This is a genomic window from Solimonas sp. SE-A11 (assembly GCF_030345715.1).
Classification (GTDB): Bacteria; Pseudomonadota; Gammaproteobacteria; order Nevskiales; family Nevskiaceae; genus Solimonas_A.
Window position 1 is genome coordinate 237976 of sequence record NZ_JAUASX010000002.1, and the last position, 23667, is coordinate 261642.

The following is a 23667-nucleotide window of genomic DNA, read 5'->3' on the forward strand; positions in this document are numbered from 1 at the left end:
ATGTCCGAACTCAACGACCCCCGCGTCCTGTTCGCCGCCGAGCGTACCCTGCTGGCCTGGAACCGGACCTGTCTCACCCTGATGGCCTTCGGCTTCGTGATCGAGCGCTTCGGTCTGTTCCTGCGCTACGTAGCGCCGGAGACGGCCGCGACACCGGGGCCGCGGCTGGCTTCGCACCTGGTGGGCGTGGGTTTCATCCTCTGCGGCGTGCTGCTGGCGCTAATGTCCAGCGCGCAGTACGTGCGGGTGCTGCGGAGCCTGCGCGGGGCGGAGATCCCTCAAGGGCACTGGGTGCACCTAGCCACGGTGACCAACGTGGTGACGGCGGCCTTGGGCGTGGCGGTGGCGGGGTATCTGTTCGCGCAGGCTTAGCTGGGGTTTGGGCTGAGCCCTTGAAACCCCGCGCATGAGTCTTAGTCGTAGGGGCGGCCGTTGGCCGCGACGAGGAGTGGTGTGATCGCCGGCTTGTCGCGGCCAACAGCCGCTCCTCTGGGCTGGGCTATACCGACTTGCCCGCGGCCACGCCGGACGCCCAGGCCCACTGAAAATTGAACCCTCCCAGCCATCCCGTCACGTCCATCACCTCGCCGACGAAGTGCAGCCCCGGCACGAGCCTGGACTCCATGGTGGCCGACGACAGCTCACGGGTATCCACGCCGCCCAGGGTGACCTCGGCCGTGCGGTAGCCCTCGGTGCCGGAGGCGGTGATCGGCCACTCTGTCAGCTGTGCGGCCAGGTCCTTCAATTCCTGCGGCCGGTACTGGCGCATGGGCTTGCTCTGGAACCAGGCCTCGCAGAGGCGCTGGGCGAAGCGCTTGGGCAGGGTCTCTCCCAGGATCGTGCGCAGCTCGGCCAGGGGGCGCTCCTGCTGCTGCTCCTGAAGCCAGGCCAGGGCGTCGCGGTCCGGCAGCAGGTCCAGTTGCAGCGGCTCGCCGGGTTGCCAGTAGCTGGAGATCTGCAGGATCGCCGGGCCGCTCAGGCCGCGGTGGGTGATCAGCATCTGGTTGCGGAAGGACTGGCGTCCGGCCCGCGCCTCCACCTCGAAGGACAGGCCGCTGAGGTCCTGGTATTGCTCCTGGGGCTTGCCGCTCAGGGTCAGCGGCACCAGGCCGGCGCGGGTGGGCAGCACAACGTGCCCGAACTGGCGGGCCAGCTGGTAGCCGAAACCGCTGGCGCCCATGCTGGGGATCGACAGCCCTCCGGTGGCCACCACCAGCTTCGGGGCACTGAAGCAACCGCGAGCGGTGCTCACCGCAAACCCTTCTCCCCGGCGGGCCACATCCCGCACCTCGCAGTCCACCTCGATGCGCACGCCAGCGGCGGCACATTCGTCCAGCAGCAGCCGGACGATCTGCTTGGAGGAATCGTCGCAGAACAGCTGGCCCAGTTCCTTCTCGTGGTAGGCGATGCCGTGGCTCTCGACCAGGGCGATGAAGTCCGCCGGCGTGTAGCGCGCCAGGGCGGATTTGCAGAAATGCGGGTTGGCGGACAGGAAATTCTGCGGCCCGGTGTGCAGGTTGGTGAAGTTGCAGCGTCCGCCGCCGGACATGAGGATCTTCTTGCCGACCTTGTTGGCATGCTCCACGACCAGTACGCGCCGGCCGCGCTGGCCGGCGGTCAGCGCGCACATCAGGCCGGCGGCGCCGCCACCGAGGATGATCAGGTCATGGTCCATAGCGCGCGCAGTGTCGGGGTTCCGGACGGGAGTTTCCACTCGCGGGAGCGACGCCAGTCGCGAAGCAAGGCGCCCGATCGCGGCTTGCGTCGCTCCCACAAGGAGGGTTTGCCGCTGGAAACCCGGCCCCGGAACCCCGAAACTGCGCGCCATGCGACTCAACAAGTACATCAGCGAGACCGGCATCAGCTCGCGGCGCGAGGCCGACAGCTGGATCGAGGCCGGCCGGGTGCAGGTCAATGGCCAGGTGGCGACGCTGGGCACGCAGGTCAACGCGGGCGACGAGGTGCTGGTGGACGGCCGGCCGGTGGGGCGGCGGGCGCAGAAGCACGTCTACATCGCCCTGAACAAGCCACCGGGCATCACCTGCACTACCGAGCGCCACGTGCGCGGCAACATCGTGGACTATATCGGCCACGCCGAGCGCATCTTCCCCATCGGCCGCCTGGACAAGGATTCCGACGGCCTGATCCTGCTGACCAGCAACGGCGACATCGTCAACGAGATCCTGCGCTCGGAGAACAACCACGAGAAGGAATACGTGGTGGACGTGGACCAGTGGGTGACCGAGGACTTCCTGCGGGGCATGGGCGGCGGCGTGCCGATCCTGGACCAGGTGACCAAGCCTTGCCGCGTCTGGCGGGCAGGGCCGCGGCGCTTCGGCATCGTGCTGACCCAGGGCCTGAACCGCCAGATTCGCCGCATGTGCGAGCACTTCGGTTACGAGGTGAGGCGGCTGCAGCGGGTGCGGATCATCAATATCGAGCTGGGCGAGCTGAGGCCGGGACAGTGGCGGGATTTGAGCCGCGAGGAATTGCAGCGCCTGCTGCCCGAGCGGACGCAGTGGTAGTGTCAGCCAGCTTGTAGCCAGGCGCCTGCGGTCGCCAGCAAGCTGGCTCCTACAGTACGGAATTGTTGTAGGAGCCAGCTTGCTGGCGACACGCCCGGCGCAACGAAGAAGGCCGCCTCGCGGCGGCCCTCCCCTGATCGCTTCAAGGCAGAAGCCTTAGAAGTTCTCGACGTCCAGCTCCATCAGCGAAGCCGAGCCGGCACGGGCCTGCTTGATCAGCGAGGCGGTCTCCGGATAGAGCTTGGCAAAGTAGAAGCGCGCGGTGGTCAGCTTGGCCTTGTAGAAGGCATCGCCGCTGTCCAGCTTCTTCACCGCCACGCCGGCGGCGTAGCACCAGGCGAACGAGAACACCAGGTGGCCGATGACGCGCAGGTAAGGCACGGCAGCAGCGCCGACCTCGTCCGGGTTCTTCATCGCCTTCTGGCCGATCTCCATGGTCAGCTTCTGCACCTCGCCCAGCAGGGCAACGAGCGGCTCGCTGAATTCCTTCATCGCCGGGTTCTCGGCGTGGAACTTGACCAGGTCCTGGATCACCTTGCCGAACTTCATCAGCTTGGCGCCGCCGTCGGCCAGCACCTTGCGACCCAGCAGGTCCAGCGCCTGGATGGTGTTGGTGCCTTCATAGATCATGTTGATGCGCGCGTCGCGTACGTGCTGCTCCAGGCCCCACTCGGCGATGTAGCCGTGACCGCCCAGCACCTGCATGGCGAGCGTGGTGGAGTCATAGCCGTTGTCGGTGATGAAGCCCTTGATCACCGGCGTCAGCAGCGCGACGAGGTCGGCGTTTTCCTTGCGCACCTTCTCGTCAGGGTGCTTGTGCTCCATGTCGATGGCCAGGCCGGCCCAGTAGCTGAAGGCGCGCGCGGCTTCGACGTAGGCCTTCTGCGTGAGCAGCATGCGGCGCACGTCGGGGTGCACGATGATCGGGTCGGCCGGCTTGTCCTTGGCCTTGGGGCCGGTCAGCGAGCGACTCTGCAGGCGGTCCTTGGCATAGGCCAGGGAGTTCTGGTACGCCACTTCGGCCAGGCCCACGGACTGCATGCCCACGCCCAGGCGGGCGCTGTTCATCATCACGAACATGGCGTTGAGGCCCTTGTTGGGCTCGCCCACCAGGGTGCCCAGCGCGCCGTCGAAGTTCATGACGCAGGTGGCGTTGCCGTGGATGCCCATCTTGTGTTCGATGGAGCCGCACTTGAAGTCGTTGCGCTTGCCGGGGTTGCCGTCGGCGTCCGGGATGAACTTGGGCACGATGAACAGGGAGATGCCCTTGGTGCCCGGAGGCGCATCCGGCAGGCGCGCGAGCACCAGGTGGATGATGTTCTTGGACATGTCGTGCTCACCGGCCGAGATGAAGATCTTGGTGCCGGTGATGCGGTAGGTGCCGTCGCCCACGGGCTCGGCCTTGGTCTTGAGGATGCCCAGGTCCGTGCCCGCGTGGGACTCGGTGAGGCACATGGTGCCAGTCCACTCACCGGAGACCAGCTTGGGCAGGTACAGCTGCTTCTGCTCCGGGGTGCCGAAGGCATGCAGGGCGTTGTAGGCGCCGTGCGACAGGCCCGGGTACATGGTCCAGGCCTGGTTGGCGGAGTTCATCATCTCCATGAAGGCGCTATGCACCACGTGCGGCAGGCCCTGGCCGCCAAAGTCCGGGTCCATGCCCAGGGCGCCCCAGCCAGCTTCCACGAACTGGGCGTAGGCTTCCTTGAAACCGGTGGGCGTAGTGACCACGCCGTCGCCCTTGTAGGTGCAGCCTTCGCGGTCACCGACCTGGTTGATCGGGTACAGCACCTCGGCGCAGAACTTGCCGCCTTCCTCGAGGATGGTGTTGATGGTGTCGGCGTCGATGTCGGCGTGCGCCGGCAGCTTCTTGAGCGCACCGGTGACGTTGAGCATCTCGTGCAGGACGAACTGCATGTCGCGAAGGGGCGGAGTGTACTGACCCATGAACGGTCTCCAAGTAGGAAGTGAAAGGAATAAGCCCGAATTTGAGGCCCGTACTCTACCGTATGTTGGTGCCGAAGCCCATGCCTGGGCTGGTTTTTCTTACCCCCGATGAATTCCTGTTCGCAAGCTCGCGCGGACCACAGCCTCTACAACGCAAATGGGAGCGGCTTCAGCGGCGATCTCCGGCCAAAAGGCCTGGAAGATCGCGGCTGAGGCCGCTCCCACGAAGGGCGTTGCGCTTAGCTGGGGGCTTAGTAGCGCGGCTTCTTCGGGCCGCGGTGCTCGGGCTTGCCGCCGCCGTGGCTGAAGCCACCCTGCCCGCGGGGGCCGGACTTGCCATGGCTGATGCGCTGCCCGCCTGAGGCGATGCGCGGCGTCATCGGCTTGCCCAGGCCCATGGGCTTGGCCGGCTTCTTCGACGGGGTGGAATACGGCAGCTCCGGCGTGTCGCCAGCGCGGCTGATGCGCAGCTGCTGGCCGCAGACCCAGGTCTTCTGCAGGTCGCGGAAGACGTCCTTGGGCATGCCCTGCGGCAGGTCCACGAAGCTGTGGTCCTCGCGGATATCGATGCGGCCGATGTACTCGCTATCCAGGCCCGCCTCGTTGGCGATGGCGCCAACGATGTTGCCGGGCTGCACGCCGTGGGTGTGCCCCACCTCGATGCGGAAGGTCTCGGTCGGCTCGTCGTTGTTCTTCTCGCGGCGCTGGCGCTCAGGGCGTTCGGCGCGCTCCGGGCGCGACCCGAAACGCTCGCTGCGCTCTGGACGCTCCGAACGCTCGGGGCGCTCCGTACGAACGGGCTTCTCGAAGCGCTCGGCGCGGGTCGGCGTCTCGACCGGCTCGGCACGGGCGGAATGCTCCGGACGCTCGAAGCGCTCGGCACGCACCGGACGCTCCGGGGCGGCGTAGTCGCGGCGCTCGGGGCGGCGTTCCTCGCGGAAGTCGCGCGCCGCCGGGCGGGCGGACGTCACCGGCGCGGTGGGGGCGGCCACCAGCAGCGGCGTGTTGCCCTGCACCAGGCGCGCCAACGCGGCGGCGATCTCCACGGCCGGCACGTTGTGCTCGCGCTCCACCGACTCGATCAGTTCGCGGAACACGTCCAGGCCGTCGCCGCCCAGGGCGTCGACGATGCGCTGCTTGAAGCGGCCGATGCGCTGGTCGTTGACCGCATCGGTGGTGGGCAGGTCCATGCGCTGGATCGACTGGCGCGTGGCGCGCTCGATGGCCTGCAGCAGGTGGCGCTCGCGCGGCGCCACGAACAGGATCGCGTCGCCGCTGCGGCCGGCGCGGCCGGTGCGGCCGATGCGGTGCACGTAGGACTCGGTGTCGGTCGGTATGTCGTAATTGACGACGTGGCTGATGCGCTCCACGTCCAGGCCGCGGGCGGCGACGTCGGTGGCCACCACGATGTCGATGGTGCCGTCCTTGAGCTTCTGCACGATGCGCTCGCGATCGCGTTGGGCGATGTCGCCGTTGAGCGCCACGGCGGAGAAGCCGCGTGCCGACAGCCTGTCGGCGAGGTCGGCGGTCTCGTTCTTGGTGCGGGCGAAAATGATCATGCCCTCGAAGCTTTCCACCTCGAGGATGCGGGTCAGCGCATCCAGCTTGTGCATGCCGCTGACCATCCAGTAACGCTGGCGGATGTTGGTGGCGGTGGTGGTCTTGGCCTTGATGGTGATCTCGGCCGGCTGCTTGAGGTAAGTCTGCGCAATGCGGCGGATCTGCGGCGGCATGGTGGCGGAGAACAGCGCCACCTGGCGGCTTTCCGGGGTCTGCTGCAGGATCTTCTCGACGTCGTCGATGAAGCCCATGCGCAGCATTTCATCCGCCTCGTCCAGGACGAGATAGCGCAGCGCGTCGAGCCTGAGCGTGCCCTTCTCGATGTGGTCGATCACGCGGCCCGGCGTGCCGACGATGACCTGCACGCCACGACGCAGGCCGGCCAGCTGCGGGCCATAGCTCTGGCCGCCGTAGATCGGCAGGACCTGGAAGCCGCGGATGTGCGAGGCGTACTTCTGGAAGGCCTCGGCGACCTGGATCGCCAGCTCGCGCGTCGGCGCCAGCACCAGCACCTGCGGCTTCTTCTGGCTCTCGTCCAGGCGCGACAGCGCCGGCAGCGCGAAGGCGGCGGTCTTGCCGGTACCGGTCTGGGCCTGGCCCAGCACGTCGCGGCCGGCCAGCAGCTCGGGAATGGTGGCGGCCTGGATCGGCGAAGGCGACTCGTAGCCGACCTCGGACAATGCCTGCAGCACAGGCTCGCTCAGGCCAAGATCGGCAAAACGGACGGAAGATTCGTCGGACATGGGGTACCCCTCGGGCGTCAGAAATGGGCTCTGAACGGCGACCGACCGCAGCGCAGAGTGCGCTGCCGGCATGCAGGCCGGCAACGCGGAAAAGTCTCGGCCTCAAGGGCAGAAGGCTTTTCCTCATGAAGGCGTCTGTGCGCCTTCGAAAGCCGGGGACCCAGGGGCTGCTCGATGAAAAAATTGCTGCAAATCATGCAGCAGCGCCCGTATCTTAACCGATTCCAGAGGAAATTGCTGCACAGCAGCAAAAATATCTTCAGGCAATCGGTTTAGTTGCATTGCATATAATCATTTTCAGTGATTATATTTGGCGATGAGCCTACCCTCCCCCGCCCCTCGTCCGCTGTTCAGCGACCTGCTGCCCGCCGAGTTCAAGGGCAACCTCAGCTTCCTGCTGGCCCGGACCCGCCAGGACCTGGCCGAGGAGATGGACGCCGTCTTCGCCGAGGAGGGCCTGGGCATCCGCCACTACGCAATTCTGAGCCTGCTGTTTCGCAAGGGCGGGCTGCGCCAGACCGACATCGCCGCGGTCATGAGCCTGGACCGCACCACCACGATGAAGGTGGTGGACGAATTGGAAAGCCGCGGCCTGCTGCAGCGCAGCCGGCACAGCGAGGACCGCCGCGCCAACGCCATCGACCTGACCGACGCCGGCCGCGCCTGGCGCGAGCGCTACATGGCCCGCGTGCTGGAGCAGGAACAGCGCTTCCTCTCCTCCCTGAGCCCCGGTGAACGGACGCTGCTGCAGGAACTGCTGCTCAAGCTGGTGGCAGGGGTGCACCAGCGCAGGAATCCGGATGAGGACATGAATACTCATGAGGGTTGAACATCTGCGTAGCCGTATTGGCGCGGCCCTGATCGCCGCTGCGCTGCTGGCGCCGCCGGCCATGGCGCAGGAGGGCGCGCCGCTGACGCTGCCCGCCCTGGTCAAGCGAGCCCTGGAGCTATCGCCGCCGCAGCGGATCGCGGAGGCTTCGGTGGGCCTGGCCGAGTCACAGCGCAACAATGCGCGGGCCGGCCTGCTGCCGCAGCTCGGCGCGGCCGTCTCGCAGACCCGGCAGACCACCAATCCGGCAACCCTGGGTTTCGAGTTTCCGGGGCTGCCGTCGCTGATCGGCCCCTACTCGGTGTTCGACGCACGCCTGAAGCTGTCGCAGGCGGTGCTGGATTTTGCCCAGAGCAGCGAACTGGCCGGCGCCGGCTTTGCGGTGGAGGCGGCCCGCGCGCAGGCCGAGCAGAGTCGCGAGCAGATCGCCGCGCAGGTGGCGCTGAGCTACATCCAAGTGCTGGCCGGCGAGCAGGCCGTGGAGGCGGCCCGTGCCGACCTGGTGCTGGCCGAGGACCTGTTGGCCCTGGCGCGCGACCAGCGCGAGGCCGGCGTGGCCTCGGGCGTGGACGTGGCCCGCGCGCAGACCGCCCTAGCGCAGGATCGCTATGCGCTGTCGGAGGCCGAGACCGCCATCGCCCGCTCGCGCCTGCAGCTGCAGCGTGCCGCGGTGCTGCCGATGGATGCACCGCTGCAGCTCGGCGGGCACCTGCAGGTTTCAGACGCGGCCGTTCCTGGCGCCGAACAAGCCCTGGAGGAGGCCAAGTCACATCGCGCCGAGCTCGCCGCGATCGATGCCGCGCTGAAGCAGGCCGACGCCGAGTTGCATGCTGCGCAGCGACGCCGCTGGCCCAAGCTCGCGCTGTTCGCCGACTATGGCCAGTCCTCCAAGACGCCGGTGCGCGGCGAGGAAGACACCTATCGCTACGGCGCCAGCCTGGAGTTGCCGATCTACAGCGGCGGCGCGCTGCGTGCCGGCGAGGATGCGGCCCGGCTGAAACTGGAACAGCAGCGCGAGCGCGCCGAGGACCTGCGCCAGCAGGTGGAACAGGACGTGCGCCTGGCCCTGGCCACGGTTCAGAACACCGCGGAGCAGGTAAAGGCCGCCACCGCCACGCGCGAGCTGGCCAGCCGCGAACTGGAGCTTGCGCGCGACCGTTTCCTGAACGGCGTAGCCAACAACGTGGACGTGGTCAGCGCGCAGGCCAGTCTGGCACGTGCGCGCAGCCAGTACATCGGCGCACTGGCGGCCTACCAGCAGGCACGCGTCAACCTGGCGGCGGCGCAGGGCCGCAGCCAGTCCTTCGAACTCTGAAGCGGCAAGACTCTCCATGGATACGAACCCGACTCCCTCGCCCGCCCCGCAAGCTGCCGGCCGACGACGCGTCATACTGCTGGCGGTGCTGGCCACCGCCGTCCTCGGCATCGGCGGCTGGTGGTGGCATTCGCGCAGCTACGAAACCACCGACGACGCTTTCCTGGAGGCCGACGTGACCATGGTGGCGCCGCGCGTCGCCGGCACCGTGGTGGCGGTACACGTGGAGGACAACCAGCAGGTCGAGGCCGGGCAGCCCTTGTTCGAGCTGGACCCGGCGGACTACCAGGCGCGGCTGCGCCAGGCCGAGGCCAATCTCGCCGCCGCCCAGGCGCAGGCCCGCTCGGCGCAGGCCGACCTCACCATGACCAACACCAGCGCTCCGGCCAATGTCGCGCAGGCGCAGGCGGCGGTGCGCGCGGCCCGTGCCCAGGCCGAACGCGCGCAGGCCGATGCCCGGCGCTACGAGTCGCTCTACGCCAAGGATGAGATTTCCGCGCAGGCGCTGGACCAGGCCCGCAGCACCGCGCATGCCCTGCAGGCTCAGGCCGAGCAGGCCTCGGCTCAACTGGCGATGGCCCAGACCACGCCGCAGCAGACCGCCGCCAAGGAAGCGCAGCTGGCCAGCGCCGAAGCCGCGGTGGCGCAGGCGCAGGCGGCGCTGGACCTGGCGAAGCTACAGCTCTCCTACACCCGCGTGGTCGCGCCCACGCCCGGCCGCATCACGCGCAAGAACCTGCAGCCCGGCTCGCAGATCGCCGCGGGCGGCCCGGTGATGGCGCTGGTGGGCACGCAGACCTGGGTGGTGGCCAACTTCAAGGAGACGCAACTGCAGCACATGCGCGTGGGCCAGCCGGTGAACGTGGAGATCGACGCCTACCCCGGCCGGGACTTCGCGGCCCGCGTACACAGCCTGCAAGCCGGCACCGGCTCGGCCTTCGCCCTGCTGCCGCCGGAGAATGCCACCGGCAACTTCGTGAAGGTGGTACAGCGCGTGCCGGTGAAGCTGGTCTTCGAGTCCGCCCCGGAGGCGACGCTGCACCTGGTGCCCGGCATGTCGGTGCAGCCGCGGGTGGACATCTCCGACGACGCGCACGGAGCCGCATTGCAGGCCGTCGCACGGTGAGCGCAACGGCCGCCACGCTGGAGGAGCCTGCCCGGCGCCCGGCGAAGGCCGGCGCGCGCTTCACCTACCTGATCGCCGTGGTCTGCGGCATGGCGGCGTTCATGGAGGTGCTGGACACCGCCATCGCCAACGTCTCGCTGGTGCATATCGCCGGCTCGCTGTCCGCCAGCACCGAGGAAGCCACCTGGGTGCTGACCTCCTACCTGGTCGCCAATGCCATCGTGCTGCCGATGACCGGCTGGCTGTCGGACACCATCGGCCGGCGGCGCTACTATATCGGCTGCATCGTGGCCTTCACCGTGGCCTCGCTGCTCTGCGGCCTGGCGCCATCACTGCCGGCGCTGATCGGCCTGCGCATCCTGCAGGGTGCCGCCGGCGCCGGCCTGCAGCCGGTGTCGCAGGCGATCCTGGCGGATTCCTTCCCGCAGGAACAGCGCGGCATGGCCATGGCGGTCTACGGCATGGCGGTGATCTCCGGCCCGGCATTCGGCCCGGCGCTGGGCGGCTGGATCACCGACCAGTTCTCCTGGCACTGGATCTTCCTGATCAACGTGCCGGTAGGCATCGCGTTGGTCACCATGGCCATGGCCCTGATCCGCGATCCGCCCGAGGCCCGCGAGATCACGCGCAAGCGCCGCGAGTCCGGTATCCGCGTGGACTACATGGGTTTCGCGCTGATCGCGCTGAGCATGGGCAGTCTGCAGCTGATCCTGGACCTGGGGCAGAAGCACGACTGGTTGGATTCGGACTTCATCGTCTCCAGCCTGATGGTGCTCGCGGTCTCGCTGGCGCTGCTGGTGTACCGCGAGCTGACGCACGAGCACCCGATCATCAACCTGCGGCTGTTGGGCAACCGCAACTTCGCCATCGCCAACCTGCTGGTCGCCGGCATGTCGATTCCGCTGATGGGCCTGTCGGTGCTGCTGCCGCAGATGATGCAGACCCTGCTGGGCTACTCGGCGATGGATGCGGGCATCGTCGTGTCGCCTGGCGCTCTGGTCACGGTGGTGATGATGCCGCTGGTCGGCATGCTGGTGACGCGCGTGGATTCGCGCATCCTGTCCAGCGGCGGCTACGTCTTCATCACGCTGGCCATGCTGGTGCTGACCACGATCGACCTGGATGTCTCGCAGGGACAACTGGTGGCCCTGCGCATGTTCCAGATGTTCGGCCTGGCCTTCGTGTTCATTCCGCTCAACGCCCTGGCCTATGCCGACACGCCTCCCGGCCAGACCAGCAGCGCTACCGCCATCATCAACCTGATGCGCAACCTCGGCGGCAGCATCGGCATCTCGATGGTGACCTTCTCGCTGGCGCGGGCGAACCAGGTCCATCATTCGCACCTGGCCGAACACATCGACCCGCTGAACCCGGCCTACCAGGCCACGATGCAGTCCATGAGCGCCAGCCTGGGCAGCGAGCAGGCGGCCCACGCCGCCATGGCCGGCATCATCGGCCGCCAGGCCGGCATGCTGGCCTACATCGACGTGTACTATCTGCTGGCAGCACTGACCGCGCTCATGGCGATGACCGTGTGGCTGGTGAAGCGCTCCAAGCCGCCGGCCAAGGCGCCGGTGGATTCACACTAGGAAAACCCGAGATGCCCTTCGTCAACGCCCGCGACGGCCAGCGCCTGCACGTGCGCGTCATCGGCCGCGGCCAGCCCGCACTGCTGCTGCACGGCATGGGCATGGACAGCCGCTACTGGTTGCCCTTCCTGCTGCCCTACCTGCACCGTTTCCGCTTTTACCTGCCGGACTTCCGCGGCGCCGGCCGCTCGGCCGGCGTGCGCCTGAACCAGGCCGACATCTTCCAGAACCACATGGAGGACGTGCAGGACATCATCAAGCACTTCGGCCTCCAGGATTTCCTGCTGGCCGGCTATTCCTTGGGCGGCAGCACCGCGCTGCACCTGCTGCACAGCGGCGGCTTTGGTGGCGTGCGGCGCTACCTGCACATTGACCAGTCGCCCTGCGTCGGCAATCGCGAGGGCTGGAACTACGGCCTCTGGGGCGAGCGCCAGACTGAGCTGTTCGGCGCACTGCAGCGCCTGCAGGACGTGCTGGCCAAGAATGCGCAGTCAGGACGCCTGACGGAACTGCCGCCACCCGCGCGGCGGCAGACAATGGACACGCTGGCCGATACCCTGTCGCAGATCGCCGGCAAGCCGGCCCTGCGCAGCACGCTGCGCGCCGCCTCGCACTGGCCCTGGCTGTTCTCGCGCCTGGTGCCGTCCACGCACCTGGGCGACCTGCGTGCGACGCTCGCGTCATATCTAAGCGGCGGGCACGACTACCGCCCCGCCCTCGCCGGCTGCCCGGTGCCGGTGACGGTGCTGGTGGGCATGCGCTCCGATCTCTACCACCCGGAGGGCCAGATGAGCATCGCTCGCCAGGTGCGGCAGGGCCGCATCGTGCGCTTCGAGAAATCCGGCCACGTACCGCTCAGCGACGAGCCGCTGCGCTTCATGCGGGAGCTGGGGCGATTCCTGAAGGGTTAGTTACGGGCCGCCAGTGTGGTCCCGGCTTGTCTGCGGCAACCGGGCTACGGGTGATGCGGATGCTGGCTAGCGGATTCCCGGTTCCGCGCGCGGGATCGAAGAAGCCCACCACTCACATCACCCGCGACATCATCGCCGGCGCCTGCTCGATGGCGTCCTCGATGATCTCCAGGGTGTGGCGGCATTCCTCGCGGTCGGCGGGGCCGCCCAGGCAGACTCGCACCGATTCGGGCGCGGTGCCGCTGACGGTGAAGGTGTCCGACACCACCACGCCGACCCCATGCGCACGCAGGTGGGTGGCGAACTCGATGCGCGTCCAGGCCGGCGGCACCGTCAGCCAGAGGTGGAAGGCCTCGGGTTTGGTGAAGTAATCGGCCTTGCGCAGCACCTCGGTGGCCAGCTGCTGCCGCGCCATCGATTCTTCGCGGATCGCCAGGGTCATGGCGCGCACGGTGCCGTCGTCGATCCAGCGCGTGGCCAGGCGCACCATCGGCGGTGGCGCCATCACCGTGGTGGTGCGCATGATCGCCGACAGGCGCGCGGTGTAGCGCGCGCTCGGCAACGAGACGTAGCCGATGCGCATGCCGGCGCCCAGGCACTTGGAGAAGCCGGTGACGTGGAAGGTCAGCTCCGGCGCCAGGGCCGCGAGCGATACCGAGCGTTGGCGCGGCAGGCGGGCGTAGGGGTCGTCCTCCACGATGGGCACGCTGTAGCGGCGGGCGATCTCGGCCACCGCCTCGCGCCGCTCCTGCGACATCACCGCGGTGGTGGGATTGTTGAACGTGGGATTGAGGTACAGGGCCTTGGGCGGATCAGCCGCGCAGAGCGCACCAAAGGCCTCGGGGTCGATCCCTTCGTCGTCGGCCGGCAGGCCGGCAAGGCGGATGCCGAGTTGCGCCGCCAGGCCCTTGATGCCGGGATAGGTCACGGCCTCGCAGGCGATGCTGTCGCCGGCCCGCGCCAACAGCGTGAACAGGGCCAGTAGCGCGCCCTGCGCACCAGGGCAGACCAGCACACGCCCGCCGTCCAGGCCCGGCACATGGCGCGACAGCCAGCGCGCGCCGGCCTCGCGGTCCTCCGGCAGTCCGCCGAACTCCTGGTAGCGCAGCATGGCATAGGGGTCTGCCTCCGCCAGGCTGGCGAAGCCCTCCCGCAAACGCTGCAGCAGCGCGCGGTCGCGCGGCTCCGGCGGCATGTTCATGGTCATGTCCACCAGGCCAGCCGGCGGCGAGCGCCGCACCGGACCGGAGCGCAGCGTCTCTCGCACGAAGCTGCCGCTGCCAGCGCGGCTGTCGATCAGGCCGCGCTGCTGCGCCTCGGCGTAGCCGCGGGCCACGGTGCTGAAGTTGAGGTCCAGGGCCAGCGCCAGCGAGCGCAGCGTGGGCAGGCGCTGCAGTGCCGCCAGCTTGCCGGACTGGATGTCCTCGGCCAACGCATCGGCCAGGGCGACGTAGGCCGGCTTGCTGCTGGCGCGGATGGCGGCGGCCCAGCGGCTGGTTTCATTGGACATGGGTGATCTCTCCGGTGGATCACCTGGCGCTCGCAACAACTGTTCCACATTGATTGCATACAAACCGCGATCAATTGGTCATGCGTTGCACGACGAATGCCCAGCGCCTGCACCGCCAGGCAGCGCGCGCGCCATCCTGATGCGGCACTTTATCCCTGCAAAACCAGGTGTTTCGCGGTGTTTCGCGCGATAGCGGGCGAGTGCGCTGCCGCGCCTGCGGCGAGTGCGAAGAAAATGTTTCGCAGATTCCGGAATGTCTCACATTGATCGCATTTTCCAGGCGACTCCGGCGAAACAATTGGCACATCGGTTGCGCTGTATCAGGTGCCGCGACAGGGAACGGCGAAATTCCCGAACCACCGCACACACCTGGAGAGTCACCATGCCCGCAGTCAGCACCCCCGCCACCAAGAAGGGCGATTTCTTCGTCGACTACGAGGAGAAGGTCTTCGAGGACGTGAAGGCCAAGCCCGGCGAGAAAGCGCTGGTCACCTTCCACACCGTGGCCTTCGAAGGCTCCATCGGCCTGGTCAACATCCTGCAGGGCAAGCGCCTGCAGCGTAAGGGCTTCGAGACCTCGATCCTGCTGTACGGCCCTGGCGTGACGCTGGGCATCCAGCGTGGCTTCCCCACCATCGGCGACGAGGCCTTCCCCGGCGCGCAGAACTTCAGCAAGCAGCTGGAATCGTTCATGGCCGAGGGCGGCAAGGTGTACTGCTGCCGCTTCGCGCTGCAGATGCTCTACGGCCACGGCGAGCACTCGCTGCTGCCGGGCATCCGTCCGATCAATCCGCTGGACGTGCTCGACCTGATCCTGCTCCACCGCAACGACAACGCCTTCATGATCCACACCTGGACCGTGTAAGGCCGACGCAAGCACGGAGCCCATCGCCATGACCGCGAGAAAAGTCCGCGCCGCCGCTGTCCAGCTCAATCCCGAGCTGGACAGCGCCGACGGCACCGTCAGCCGCGTGCTGGAGGCCATCGCCGAGGCCGCGCGCGAAAGCGTGCAGCTGATCGTGTTCCCCGAGACGGTGGTGCCCTACTACCCCTACTTCTCCTTCGTCACTCCCGCAGTGACGATGGGCGCGGCCCACCTGAAGCTGTACGAGCACGCGCCGACCGTGCCCGGCCCCGTCACCGACGCGGTGGCCGCGGCCGCGCGGCGCCACGGCATGGTGGTGGTGCTGGGCGTCAACGAGCGCGACCACGGCACGCTGTACAACACGCAGCTGGTATTCGACGCCGACGGCGCGCTGGCGCTGAAGCGCCGCAAGATCACGCCCACCTACCACGAGCGCATGGTCTGGGGCATGGGCGACGGCTCGGGCCTGCGCACGGTGGAGACCGCCGTGGGCACGGTTGGCGCCCTGGCCTGCTGGGAGCACTACAACCCCCTGGCGCGCTACGCGCTGATGGCGCAGCACGAGCAGATCCACTGCTCGCAGTTCCCGGGCTCGCTGGTGGGGCCGATCTTCTCCGAGCAGATGGAAGTGACCATGCGCCACCACGCGCTGGAGTCCGGCTGCTTCGTGGTCAACGCCACCGCCTGGCTGACCCCGGAACAGAAGAAGGCCGCCGCACCCTCGCCCGACATGGAGAAGGCCTTCAACGGCGGCTGCTACACGGCGATCATCTCGCCGGAGGGCAAGCACCTGGCCGAACCGTTGCGCGACGGCGCGGGCCTGGTGATCGCCGATCTCGACTTCGCGCTGATCGACAAGCGCAAACGAATGATGGATTCGGTGGGCCACTACGCGCGGCCGGAGCTGCTGAGCCTGCAGCTGGATCGCCGCGCCACCGCGCCGCTGGCCGAGCTGCCCGCCGCCACGGCCGCACCCAAGCCCATGCCGCTTCCCGCCGCCGACGGCGTGGAGTCTGCCTACATGAGCGCCATTGCCAGCCTGATGGGGAAACACTGATGGAAACCGCCGCCCTGCCCCTGGCCGCCCTCGGCCAGCAGCTGATCACCGAACTGCAGGCCAGCGGCCTGCGCCTGGAGAACCCGCAGGCCGGCGCCGCCGCGCGCAAGGGTGGCGCCGGCCCCACCGACCACAAGGCCGTGACGGTGGAAGGCCGCACGGTGATGGTGCCGGTGCACGGCGACGCGGCGCTGGCCTCGCCCTTCCTGGCGCGGGCACCGGATGCACGCGGCGTCAGCGTGCTGGAGCGCAACGGCCTGGCGGTGGGCCGCGTGGAATTCCCGCGCCAGCCGAAGTTCTACAAGCTGCAGACCCTGGACGGCATACCCTACTCCAAGATCGCGCAACTGCATGGCGCCGACGTGCTGGCCACCACGGTGCTGCAGACCTGCATCCGCTATGGCCGGCGCAGCACCTCCTGCCAGTTCTGCGCCATCGGCGAGTCACTGAGGGAAGGCCGCACCATCAACCGCAAGACGCCGGAGCAGCTGGCCGAGGTGGCGCGCGCGGCGGTGCTGCTGGACGGCGTGAAGCACATGGTGATGACCACCGGCACACCCAACTTCACCGACCGCGGTGCGGAGATACTCTGCGAGAGCGCCTTCGCGGTGAAGGCGGCGGTGGACCTGCCGATCCAGGCGCAGTGCGAGCCACCGGATGACGCGGCCTGGTTCCTGCGCCTGAAGGACGCCGGCGTGGATGCCCTGGGCATGCACCTGGAAGCGGTCACGCCGGAGGTGCGGCAGCGCGTCATGCCGGGCAAGGCCAGCGTCACCATCCCGGAATACCTGAAGGCCTTCGAGGACGCGGTGCAGGTCTTCGGCCGCGGCCAGGTCAGCACCTACATCCTCGCCGGCCTGGGCGACAGCGACGCGGCGATCCTGGAGATGTGCGAGCGCCTGATCGGTCTGGGCGTCTATCCCTTCGTGGTGCCCTTCGTGCCGGTGGGCGGCACGCCGCTGGCGCAGCACCCTTCGCCGAGCGCGGCGGCCATGCGCGGCCTGCTGGCGCCGCTGGGGCGCATGCTGGTGGCGGGCGGGCTGAAGTCGGCCGACATCAAGGCCGGCTGCGGCAAGTGTGGCGCCTGCTCCTCTCTGGCCTCCTACGAGCAGGGCGCCGCGGAGGTGCGCGCCCATGCCGGCTGACGGCGGGCTGCTGGACTGGGCGCCCGCCGGCGGCAGCGGCGCGGGCCTGTTCCTGCCCAGCGAGTACCTGGTGAAACCCGCGACCGAACGCTGGGAGCGGCGCGAGGCGCTGCGCCTGCGCCGCGAGGTGTTCTGCGCGGAGCAGGGCCTGTTCGGACGCGACGACCGCGACATCGTCGACCGCACGGCGCTGCTGCTGGTGGCAGTGTCCTGCCTCTCCGGCATGCCGGAGCAGGTGGTGGGCACGGTGCGCATCCACGAGAGTGCGCCCGGCCAATGGCAGGGCTCGCGGCTTGCGGTGCACGCGGACTACCGCCGCGTGGCCTGGCTGGGCAGCGAGTTGATCCGCCTGGCCGTGGGCATGGCGCATGCCCGCGGCGCCTGGCGCTTCACCGCGCAGGTGCAGGCGCAGAACGCGCCGTTGTTCCAGCGCCTGCACTGGCGCACGCTGGAGCAGATCGAGTTGCACGGCCGGCCACACCACCGCATGCAGGCGGACCTGGCGCACTATCCGCCCTGCGATGCCGCCGGCTTCGTCTCCATGCCCCGGCGCGCCGCATGAATCCGCATGCCTTGGTCGACGCCCTGCACGACAGCCGAGGGCTGGCGCAGAAGCGTGACATCACCGGCGTGGTGCAGGCGCTGGACGTCGGCGCCCATAGCGACGTGCCGGTGGGCGACGACTGCGCCGCGATCCCCGATGGTGAGGGCTGGCAGTTGCTGGCCATCGAGGGCTTCATCCCGGAGTTCGTCGAGCGCGATCCCTGGTTTGCCGGCTGGTGCGGCGTGATGGTTAACGTGTCCGACATCTACGCCATGGGCGGCCGCCCGCTGGCGGTGGTGGATGCGGTCTGGGCGCGCGACGCCGAACGACTGCAGCCGCTGCTGGCCGGCATGGCCGCGGCCTCGGCCGCCTACGGCGTGCCGGTGGTGGGCGGCCACAGCAACCTGCGCGGCAGCGGCGAGAACCTGGCGGTGTCGATCCTGGGCCGCGCGCGGCGCCTGCTCTGCAGCTTCGACGCGCAGCCGGGCGACGTATTGCTCTGCGCGGTGGACCTGCGCGGCGCCTACCGCGAACCCTTTCCGCACTGGAACTGCGCCGTGGGCACCGACCCGGCACGCCTGCGCGGCGACCTGGAACTGCTGCCCACGCTGGCCGAAGACGGCCTCTGTGCCGCCGCCAAGGACATCAGCCAGGCCGGGCTGATCGGCACCGCGATGATGCTGCTGGAATGCTCCGGCATCGGCGCGCTCATCGACCTGGACGCCATCCCCTGTCCGCCGGGCGCCGATCCGCAGCGCTGGCTGCTGTCGGCCTTCCCCAGCTACGGCTTCATCCTGTCGGTGCCGCCGCGCCACGTAGACGAGGTGATCGCGCGCTTCCGCGGCCGCGACCTGGCCTGCGCTGCCATCGGCCGCTGCGATGACACGCGGCGCCTGGTCCTCGAAGGCGGCGGCAGCCATGCCCTGGCCTGGGACTTCCGCCGCGAGGCCGTCATCGGCTGCGGCCCTACGTCACTGCCGGAGCGGCGACATGCCTGAAACCCTGTTCCTGGTGCGCTGGCCCGACGACTCCACCAGCCGCTGCTACTCGCCCTCCAGCACGATCCGCGAGGCCTTCGAGCCCGGGCGGCGCTACCCGCTGGCGGACTTCGTCGAGCGCAGCCGCGCCGCGCTGGAGCACGCCAGCGCCCGCGTGACGCAGAAGTACGGCTTCGGCTGCGGCCAGGCGCTGGCGCAGATCCGCGCCATCGAGCAGCGCGCCACCCTCTATCCCGACGGCGGCCACGTGGTCGTCGAATCCTTCGAATCCTGAGCCCGAGATGTCCATGAGTACCCCGATCTCCGCCGTACCCGAACCCCGCCGCATCCCCGTCGCCATCGTCGGCGGCGGGCAGGCCGGTCTGTCGATGAGCTGGCACCTGAAGCAGGCCGGCATCGAGCACGTGGTGTTCGAGCGCGACCGCTGCTTCAGCGAGTGGCGCAAGGCACGCTGGGATTCCTTCTGCCTGGTGACGCCCAACTGGCAGTGCCGCCTGCCGGGCCACCCTTACGCCGGCCCCGATCCGCAGGGCTTCATGCTGCGCGAGGAGATCGTGGACTACCTCGACGCCTACGTGGCGCGCTTCGACCCGCCGGTGCTGGAAGGCGTGGAGGTGACGCAACTGCAGCGCGGTGCCGACGGCCGCTTCCTGCTGGCCACCAGCGCCGGCGCCTGGATCGCCGAGCAGGTGGTACTGGCCAACGGCGTCTACCAGAAGCCGGTGATCCCGCGCGAGGCCGAGCGCCTGCCGGCGGACATCCTGCAACTGCACTCCTCCAGCTACCGCAACCCGCAGTCGCTGCCGCCCGGCGCGACGCTGGTGGTGGGTAGCGGACAGTCCGGCTGCCAGATCGCAGAGGACATCCACCTGGCCGGGCGCCAGGCGCATCTCTGCGTCGGCCGGGCGCCGCGTTCGCCGCGCATCTACCGCGGCCGCGAAGTCACCGACTGGCTGACCGAGTCGGGCTACTACGACATCCCCTACGAGAATCACCCGCAGAAGGCCACGGTGCGGGAAAAGACAAACCACTATCTCACCGGCCGCGATGGCGGCCGTGAGATCGACCTGCGCCGGCGTGCGCTGGAGGGCATGAAGCTGCACGGCTCGTTCCGCGGCGTGGACGGCAGCCAGCTGTTGTTCGCACCCGATCTGCGCCACAACCTGGACGAGGCGGACCGCTCCTACAACAACATCCGCACGCTGGTGGACCAGTACATCGCGCAGGCTGGCATCGACGCGCCGCAGGAGCCGGCCTACCAGCCGCCCTGGGCACCTGCCGAGGAAGTCACCACGCTGGATTACGCCGCCGCCGGCATCACGAGCATCGTCTGGGCCATCGGCTTCACACCGGACTACGGCTGGGTGGACCTGCCGGTGTTCAACGGCCGCGGCCACCCGGTGCAGCGCCGCGGCGTCACGCCGGTGCCCGGCGCCTACTTCCTGGGCCTGTCCTGGCAGAACACCTGGGGCTCGGGCCGGCTGGCCGATGTCGGCAAGGATGCGGAACACCTGCTCGGCAGCATCAGCCGCCTGGCGGGCCTGCCGGAGGCCGCAGCAGCCTGATACGGCTTCAGCCCGGCAGCCGTGCGCGCAGGCCCGGCAGCGCGATGCCGGCAACGCCGCGTAGCGAGGCGCGGCCGATGTCCATCCAGTCGAAGTAATCGCGCCACAGCACGATGCGGCCGTCCTGCACGCGGAAGGTGCCGCAGACCCAGAAGCACATCTGGAAGGGGCCGACCTTGAGCAGGTCGGTGCGCTCGGTCAGCACGGTGTCGCCGTTGACGGCGATGGAGTGGATCTTCACGCCGAAGCCACCGCCGCGGCGCAGGCCCTGCTCGAACAGGCGCGCCGCCTTCTCGCCGCCACGAATCGTGGGCAGCGAGACGTTGGTGTAGACCAGGTCCGGATCCAGCAGCGCCGCCATGGTGGCGTAGTCGCGGTCCGCGATGGCGTGCAGGAAGCGCGAGACGATGGCGTCCGGCTTGGCGATGGATTCCACTTTGCTCTTGCGGGTGCTGGCCATGGGCATGCTCGGTCAGGGTTGGCGGTGAATCCTAGCGCCGTTGGCCGCAGCGGTGACTGGCCTGCGCGCCCGGGCGGCGCGGCTCAGAAAACCTGATGGCATTCACCGTCCATGCAAAGCTCCGGTGACGGGCCGCTGAAAGTCCAGGCCGCCAGCGCGACCAGCAGCAAGGCCAGGACCAGAAACAGCCAGTTTCGGACGCTCTCGGACATGGGCAGCAGTTTGCGGGCCTGGGCCATCATCGGTCCTTTCAGGTATTTGGACATGGACCGTCCGACAAGTGCCAAGGCGGGCAAGGCGCACTGCGTTTGCAGGGGGATTCGGGAAGGGGCCGGCAGGTAACTTGTGCCAGATTATCGGGGCCACGGGTCCCCCACCTGGAGCAAGCATGTCCAAGACCGTTCTCCTGACGGGAGCCTTCGGCAACATCGGCACCCACGTCCTGCAGCACCTGCTGGCAGCCGGGCATCACGTGGTCTGCCTGGAGCTGGCCTCCGACAAGAACCGCCGTACCGCCGCCACCTTCGGCGACCGCGTGCGCGTGATCTGGGGAGACCTTCAGCAGCCGGAGGTCATCCGCGCCAGCCTGGCCGGCGTGGACACCGTGGTACACATGGCCGGCATCATCCCGCCGCTGTCCGAACACAACCCGGCCCTGGCCACCGCCGTGAATGTGGACGCCACCGCCGGGCTGATCCGCGCGATGGAGGAATCCGGGCAGGCACGCCGGCTGGTGTTTGCCTCCAGCATGGGCGTGGCCGGCCAGGAGCAGCACCGCCGCCAGCCACCGCTCACCGTGGACCTGCCGCCTTCCCCCTCCGACCACTACGGCCAGACCAAGGTCCGCTGTGAGGAACTGATCCGGGCCAGCGCGCTGCAGTGGTCGATCCTGCGTATCGCCGCCTGCCCGCCCATGGACCTGGGCACCGGAGACCCCACTCAACTGGCCATCATGTTCGAGGCCACGGTGGACGGCCGCGCGGAGTTCGTGCACATGGACGACGCCGGCCTGGCCTTTGCCAACGCCGTGGACTGCGATGCCGCCATCGGCAAGGTGCTGTTCATCGGCGGCGACGAGTGCTGCCGCACCCGCGCCCTGGATTTCTACAACCGCTTGATCGGCACCATGGGCCTGGGCCCGCTGAAGCCGGAAAAATTCCGCCCCGGCCCCAGCTACTTCTTTGGCGACTGGCTCGACACGCAGGAGAGCCAGGCCCTGCTGCGGTTCCAGCGCCATAGCCTGGACGACTACTTCGCAGCCATGCGGCAGCGCGTGGGGTTCAGGCGGCACCTGATGCGGCTGGTGGCGCCGCTGGCGAACCGGCATATCGAGAAGCACTCGCCGTATGGCCGGTAAGCCGGGCGGCGGAAACAAAAAAGCCCAGCTTTTCGGCTGGGCTTCTTGCTTGGTTCATAAAACCTTGTAAATGGCTCCGCGACTTGGACTCGAACCAAGGACCCAGTGATTAACAGTCACTTGCTCTACCGACTGAGCTATCGCGGAACAGCGGGGTGCGCATTGTAGTGAGGCGAGACCGCAGTTGCAATACCGCCTCGCGTTCAAAGACTTACAGGTTACTTTTTGACCGGAGGTCAAAGGGTTGCCGCCCGCCCTTCGATGAACTCAGGGCGAGCGGCAACCTCGGAGCCGGCTCAGGCTCCGGCGGCCAGGGCCTTCATGCGCTCGACGCTGCCCTTCAGCACCTTGTCGGAGGTGGCGAAGGACAGGCGCAGGTGGCCGGGGGCGCCGAAGGCGGAACCGGGCACCACGGCGACCAGGGCCTTTTCCAGCATCAGGTTGGACAGCTCCAGGTCGGTCTTGCAGCCGAGCTTGGCCATCAGGCCTTCCACATTCGGGAAGGCGTAGAAGGTGCCGTCGCCGGCCAGGCAGTGCACGCCCGGAACCGTGTTGAGGTCCGCCACCAGGGCATCGTGGCGAGCCTTGAAGGCCTTGACCATCTCGGTGACGCAGGTCTGGTCGCCCGACAGCGCGACTTCCGCCGCCACCTGGGCGATGGAGTTCGGGTTGGACGTGGACTGACTCTGGATGTCGGCCATGGCGGTGATCAGCTTAGCGGGGCCGCAGGCCCAGCCGATGCGCCAGCCGGTCATCGAGTAGGTCTTGGACACGGCATGGATGACCACGGTGCGGTCATACAGGTCCGGGCAGACGTTGATGATGTTGGCATAGGGCTCGGCGGTCCACAGGATCTTCTCGTACATGTCGTCCGTGGCGATGACGATCTGCGGGTGCTTGCGCAGCACCTCGCCCAGCGCCAGCAGCTCGGCGCGGCTGTAGGCCATGCCGGAGGGGTTGGACGGCGAGTTCAGCCAGATCATGCGGGTGCGCGGCGAGATCGCCCGTTCCAGCTGCTCGGGCGTGATCTTGAAGCGCTGCTCGGCGGTGGTCTCGATGAACACCGGGGTGGCGTCGGCCAGCAGCACCATGTCCGGGTAGGACACCCAGTACGGCGCCGGCACGATCACTTCGTCCGTGGCGTTGAGCAGGGCCTGGCACAGGTTGTAGCAGGACTGCTTGCCGCCGTTGGAGACCAGGATCTGGTTGGGCTTGTAGTCCAGGTCGTTGTCACGCTTCATCTTGTCGATGATGGCCTTCTTCAGGCTGGCGGTACCGCCGACCGGCGTGTACTTGGTGAAGCCCTTCTTGATCGCCTCGTGGGCGGCGTCCTTGATGTGCTGGGGAGTGTCGAAGTCCGGCTCGCCGGCACCCAGCGACAGTACGTCCTTGCCCTGCGCCTTCAGCTCGGCGGCCTTGGCGGTGACGGCCAGGGTCGGCGAAGGCTTGATGCGGCTGTTGCGGAGGGCGAGAGTCAGTTCCACGGCGATTCCTTTTTGGGGGTCGAAAAAGCGCGCGGAATGATACCGGACGGGGGCGGCGGCGCCTACCTGCCCGGGCAAAAGGCAACCCACCCCGCCCGCGGCCGGGCGGCGGCATTGAACCCCGGGGGTTCGCCCCCAGT

22 protein-coding genes and 1 tRNA gene are annotated in these 23667 nt (G+C 68.4%); 15 read left to right on the forward strand and 8 right to left on the reverse strand.

Annotated elements, in window-relative coordinates; genetic code table 11:
* Positions 1–372 carry a YidH family protein gene (locus tag QT386_RS04580; protein ID WP_289272562.1) on the forward strand — a complete coding sequence of 124 codons (372 nt, stop codon included), beginning with the start codon at positions 1–3 and terminating at the stop codon, positions 370–372.
* 127 nt (positions 373–499) lie between these two features.
* Here the strand turns inward: QT386_RS04580 and QT386_RS04585 are convergent, their stop codons facing one another.
* Positions 500–1675, reverse strand: coding sequence for an NAD(P)/FAD-dependent oxidoreductase (locus tag QT386_RS04585; RefSeq protein ID WP_289272563.1), 1176 nt, complete (start codon positions 1673–1675; stop codon positions 500–502).
* A 151-nt stretch (positions 1676–1826) separates the two neighbouring features.
* Here QT386_RS04585 and rluF point away from each other — a divergent pair, with 151 nt between their 5' ends.
* Positions 1827–2525: a 23S rRNA pseudouridine(2604) synthase RluF gene (gene rluF, locus QT386_RS04590; RefSeq protein ID WP_289272564.1), complete on the forward strand. Its 699-nt coding sequence runs from the start codon at positions 1827–1829 to the stop codon at positions 2523–2525.
* Between the two features lie 156 nt (positions 2526–2681).
* On the opposite strand, the gene QT386_RS04595 is transcribed toward rluF, so the two are convergent.
* Positions 2682–4469 carry an acyl-CoA dehydrogenase C-terminal domain-containing protein gene (locus QT386_RS04595; protein WP_289272565.1) on the reverse strand — a complete coding sequence of 596 codons (1788 nt, stop codon included), beginning with the start codon at positions 4467–4469 and terminating at the stop codon, positions 2682–2684.
* Between the two features lie 251 nt (positions 4470–4720).
* Positions 4721–6772: a DEAD/DEAH box helicase gene (locus tag QT386_RS04600; protein ID WP_289272566.1), complete on the reverse strand. Its 2052-nt coding sequence runs from the start codon at positions 6770–6772 to the stop codon at positions 4721–4723.
* A 316-nt stretch (positions 6773–7088) separates the two neighbouring features.
* On the opposite strand from QT386_RS04600, the gene QT386_RS04605 reads away from it, so the two are divergent.
* The 5 genes from QT386_RS04605 to QT386_RS04625 are packed head-to-tail and all read left to right on the forward strand — an operon-like array spanning position 7089 to position 12542.
* Entirely contained in the window at positions 7089–7601 is a 513-nt protein-coding gene (locus QT386_RS04605; protein WP_289272567.1) for a MarR family winged helix-turn-helix transcriptional regulator, read from the forward strand.
* Entirely contained in the window at positions 7591–8916 is a 1326-nt protein-coding gene (locus QT386_RS04610) for a TolC family protein (protein ID WP_289272568.1), read from the forward strand. The genes QT386_RS04605 and QT386_RS04610 overlap by 11 nt, the downstream gene beginning before the upstream one ends.
* A 16-nt stretch (positions 8917–8932) precedes the next feature.
* Complete coding sequence (locus QT386_RS04615; protein WP_289272569.1) at positions 8933–10042, forward strand: HlyD family secretion protein; 1110 nt, start codon at positions 8933–8935, stop codon at positions 10040–10042.
* A complete protein-coding gene (locus QT386_RS04620) occupies positions 10039–11631 on the forward strand; it encodes a DHA2 family efflux MFS transporter permease subunit (RefSeq protein WP_289272570.1) in 1593 nt (530 codons plus the stop codon). The genes QT386_RS04615 and QT386_RS04620 overlap by 4 nt, the downstream gene beginning before the upstream one ends.
* Before the next feature lie 11 nt (positions 11632–11642).
* Positions 11643–12542 carry an alpha/beta fold hydrolase gene (locus tag QT386_RS04625; RefSeq protein WP_289272571.1) on the forward strand — a complete coding sequence of 300 codons (900 nt, stop codon included), beginning with the start codon at positions 11643–11645 and terminating at the stop codon, positions 12540–12542.
* Positions 12543–12654: 112 nt separating this feature from the next.
* On the opposite strand, the gene QT386_RS04630 is transcribed toward QT386_RS04625, so the two are convergent.
* Positions 12655–14052: a PLP-dependent aminotransferase family protein gene (locus QT386_RS04630; RefSeq protein ID WP_289272572.1), complete on the reverse strand. Its 1398-nt coding sequence runs from the start codon at positions 14050–14052 to the stop codon at positions 12655–12657.
* Between the two features lie 382 nt (positions 14053–14434).
* Between QT386_RS04630 and QT386_RS04635 the strand changes: the two genes are divergently transcribed.
* From QT386_RS04635 to QT386_RS04665, 7 genes are read left to right on the forward strand one after another with little or no spacing between them, the layout of a single operon-like run.
* On the forward strand, positions 14435–14917 hold the full coding sequence (locus tag QT386_RS04635) for an MSMEG_0572/Sll0783 family nitrogen starvation response protein (RefSeq protein ID WP_289272573.1): 483 nt from the start codon (positions 14435–14437) through the stop codon (positions 14915–14917).
* 28 nt (positions 14918–14945) lie between these two features.
* Positions 14946–15974, forward strand: a complete 1029-nt coding sequence (locus tag QT386_RS04640) for a Nit6803 family nitrilase (RefSeq protein WP_289272574.1) — start codon at positions 14946–14948, stop codon at positions 15972–15974.
* Complete coding sequence (locus QT386_RS04645) at positions 15974–17119, forward strand: MSMEG_0568 family radical SAM protein (protein ID WP_289272575.1); 1146 nt, start codon at positions 15974–15976, stop codon at positions 17117–17119. Before QT386_RS04640 ends, QT386_RS04645 begins: the two co-directional genes overlap by 1 nt.
* A complete protein-coding gene (locus QT386_RS04650) occupies positions 17109–17681 on the forward strand; it encodes an MSMEG_0567/Sll0786 family nitrogen starvation N-acetyltransferase (RefSeq protein ID WP_289272576.1) in 573 nt (190 codons plus the stop codon). Before QT386_RS04645 ends, QT386_RS04650 begins: the two co-directional genes overlap by 11 nt.
* Positions 17678–18661, forward strand: a complete 984-nt coding sequence (locus QT386_RS04655; protein ID WP_289272577.1) for a sll0787 family AIR synthase-like protein — start codon at positions 17678–17680, stop codon at positions 18659–18661. Before QT386_RS04650 ends, QT386_RS04655 begins: the two co-directional genes overlap by 4 nt.
* Positions 18654–18935 carry an MSMEG_0570 family nitrogen starvation response protein gene (locus QT386_RS04660; RefSeq protein WP_289272578.1) on the forward strand — a complete coding sequence of 94 codons (282 nt, stop codon included), beginning with the start codon at positions 18654–18656 and terminating at the stop codon, positions 18933–18935. Before QT386_RS04655 ends, QT386_RS04660 begins: the two co-directional genes overlap by 8 nt.
* A gap of 13 nt (positions 18936–18948) precedes the next feature.
* On the forward strand, positions 18949–20226 hold the full coding sequence (locus QT386_RS04665) for an MSMEG_0569 family flavin-dependent oxidoreductase (protein ID WP_289272579.1): 1278 nt from the start codon (positions 18949–18951) through the stop codon (positions 20224–20226).
* A gap of 7 nt (positions 20227–20233) precedes the next feature.
* Here QT386_RS04665 and QT386_RS04670 read toward each other — a convergent pair whose 3' ends face one another.
* Both QT386_RS04670 and QT386_RS04675 read right to left on the reverse strand, forming a co-directional pair.
* Positions 20234–20686: a limonene-1,2-epoxide hydrolase family protein gene (locus tag QT386_RS04670; protein ID WP_289272580.1), complete on the reverse strand. Its 453-nt coding sequence runs from the start codon at positions 20684–20686 to the stop codon at positions 20234–20236.
* An 83-nt stretch (positions 20687–20769) separates the two neighbouring features.
* Positions 20770–20952: a hypothetical protein gene (locus QT386_RS04675; RefSeq protein ID WP_289272581.1), complete on the reverse strand. Its 183-nt coding sequence runs from the start codon at positions 20950–20952 to the stop codon at positions 20770–20772.
* Between the two features lie 122 nt (positions 20953–21074).
* Here QT386_RS04675 and QT386_RS04680 point away from each other — a divergent pair, with 122 nt between their 5' ends.
* Positions 21075–22043, forward strand: coding sequence for an NAD(P)-dependent oxidoreductase (locus QT386_RS04680; RefSeq protein WP_289272582.1), 969 nt, complete (start codon positions 21075–21077; stop codon positions 22041–22043).
* A gap of 71 nt (positions 22044–22114) precedes the next feature.
* Here the strand turns inward: QT386_RS04680 and QT386_RS04685 are convergent.
* Together QT386_RS04685 and QT386_RS04690 are read right to left on the reverse strand one after the other, a co-directional pair.
* Positions 22115–22190: transfer RNA gene (locus QT386_RS04685), tRNA-Asn, on the reverse strand.
* 149 nt (positions 22191–22339) lie between these two features.
* Complete coding sequence (locus tag QT386_RS04690; protein WP_289272583.1) at positions 22340–23527, reverse strand: pyridoxal phosphate-dependent aminotransferase; 1188 nt, start codon at positions 23525–23527, stop codon at positions 22340–22342.
* Positions 23528–23667 lie beyond the last annotated feature (140 nt).

Bases quoted from the DNA above. Each gene is read 5' to 3' on its own strand.
- QT386_RS04580 (WP_289272562.1), top strand. From the start codon at position 1: ATGTCCGAACTCAACGACCCCCGCGTCCTGTTCGCCGCCGAGCGTACC.
- QT386_RS04585 (WP_289272563.1), bottom strand. From the start codon at position 1,675: ATGGACCATGACCTGATCATCCTCGGTGGCGGCGCCGCCGGCCTGATG.
- rluF (WP_289272564.1), top strand. From the start codon at position 1,827: ATGCGACTCAACAAGTACATCAGCGAGACCGGCATCAGCTCGCGGCGC.
- QT386_RS04595 (WP_289272565.1), bottom strand. From the start codon at position 4,469: ATGGGTCAGTACACTCCGCCCCTTCGCGACATGCAGTTCGTCCTGCAC.
- QT386_RS04600 (WP_289272566.1), bottom strand. From the start codon at position 6,772: ATGTCCGACGAATCTTCCGTCCGTTTTGCCGATCTTGGCCTGAGCGAG.
- QT386_RS04605 (WP_289272567.1), top strand. From the start codon at position 7,089: ATGAGCCTACCCTCCCCCGCCCCTCGTCCGCTGTTCAGCGACCTGCTG.
- QT386_RS04610 (WP_289272568.1), top strand. From the start codon at position 7,591: ATGAGGGTTGAACATCTGCGTAGCCGTATTGGCGCGGCCCTGATCGCC.
- QT386_RS04615 (WP_289272569.1), top strand. From the start codon at position 8,933: ATGGATACGAACCCGACTCCCTCGCCCGCCCCGCAAGCTGCCGGCCGA.
- QT386_RS04625 (WP_289272571.1), top strand. From the start codon at position 11,643: ATGCCCTTCGTCAACGCCCGCGACGGCCAGCGCCTGCACGTGCGCGTC.
- QT386_RS04630 (WP_289272572.1), bottom strand. From the start codon at position 14,052: ATGTCCAATGAAACCAGCCGCTGGGCCGCCGCCATCCGCGCCAGCAGC.
- QT386_RS04635 (WP_289272573.1), top strand. From the start codon at position 14,435: ATGCCCGCAGTCAGCACCCCCGCCACCAAGAAGGGCGATTTCTTCGTC.
- QT386_RS04640 (WP_289272574.1), top strand. From the start codon at position 14,946: ATGACCGCGAGAAAAGTCCGCGCCGCCGCTGTCCAGCTCAATCCCGAG.
- QT386_RS04645 (WP_289272575.1), top strand. From the start codon at position 15,974: ATGGAAACCGCCGCCCTGCCCCTGGCCGCCCTCGGCCAGCAGCTGATC.
- QT386_RS04650 (WP_289272576.1), top strand. From the start codon at position 17,109: ATGCCGGCTGACGGCGGGCTGCTGGACTGGGCGCCCGCCGGCGGCAGC.
- QT386_RS04655 (WP_289272577.1), top strand. From the start codon at position 17,678: ATGAATCCGCATGCCTTGGTCGACGCCCTGCACGACAGCCGAGGGCTG.
- QT386_RS04660 (WP_289272578.1), top strand. From the start codon at position 18,654: ATGCCTGAAACCCTGTTCCTGGTGCGCTGGCCCGACGACTCCACCAGC.
- QT386_RS04665 (WP_289272579.1), top strand. From the start codon at position 18,949: ATGAGTACCCCGATCTCCGCCGTACCCGAACCCCGCCGCATCCCCGTC.
- QT386_RS04670 (WP_289272580.1), bottom strand. From the start codon at position 20,686: ATGGCCAGCACCCGCAAGAGCAAAGTGGAATCCATCGCCAAGCCGGAC.
- QT386_RS04675 (WP_289272581.1), bottom strand. From the start codon at position 20,952: ATGTCCAAATACCTGAAAGGACCGATGATGGCCCAGGCCCGCAAACTG.
- QT386_RS04680 (WP_289272582.1), top strand. From the start codon at position 21,075: ATGTCCAAGACCGTTCTCCTGACGGGAGCCTTCGGCAACATCGGCACC.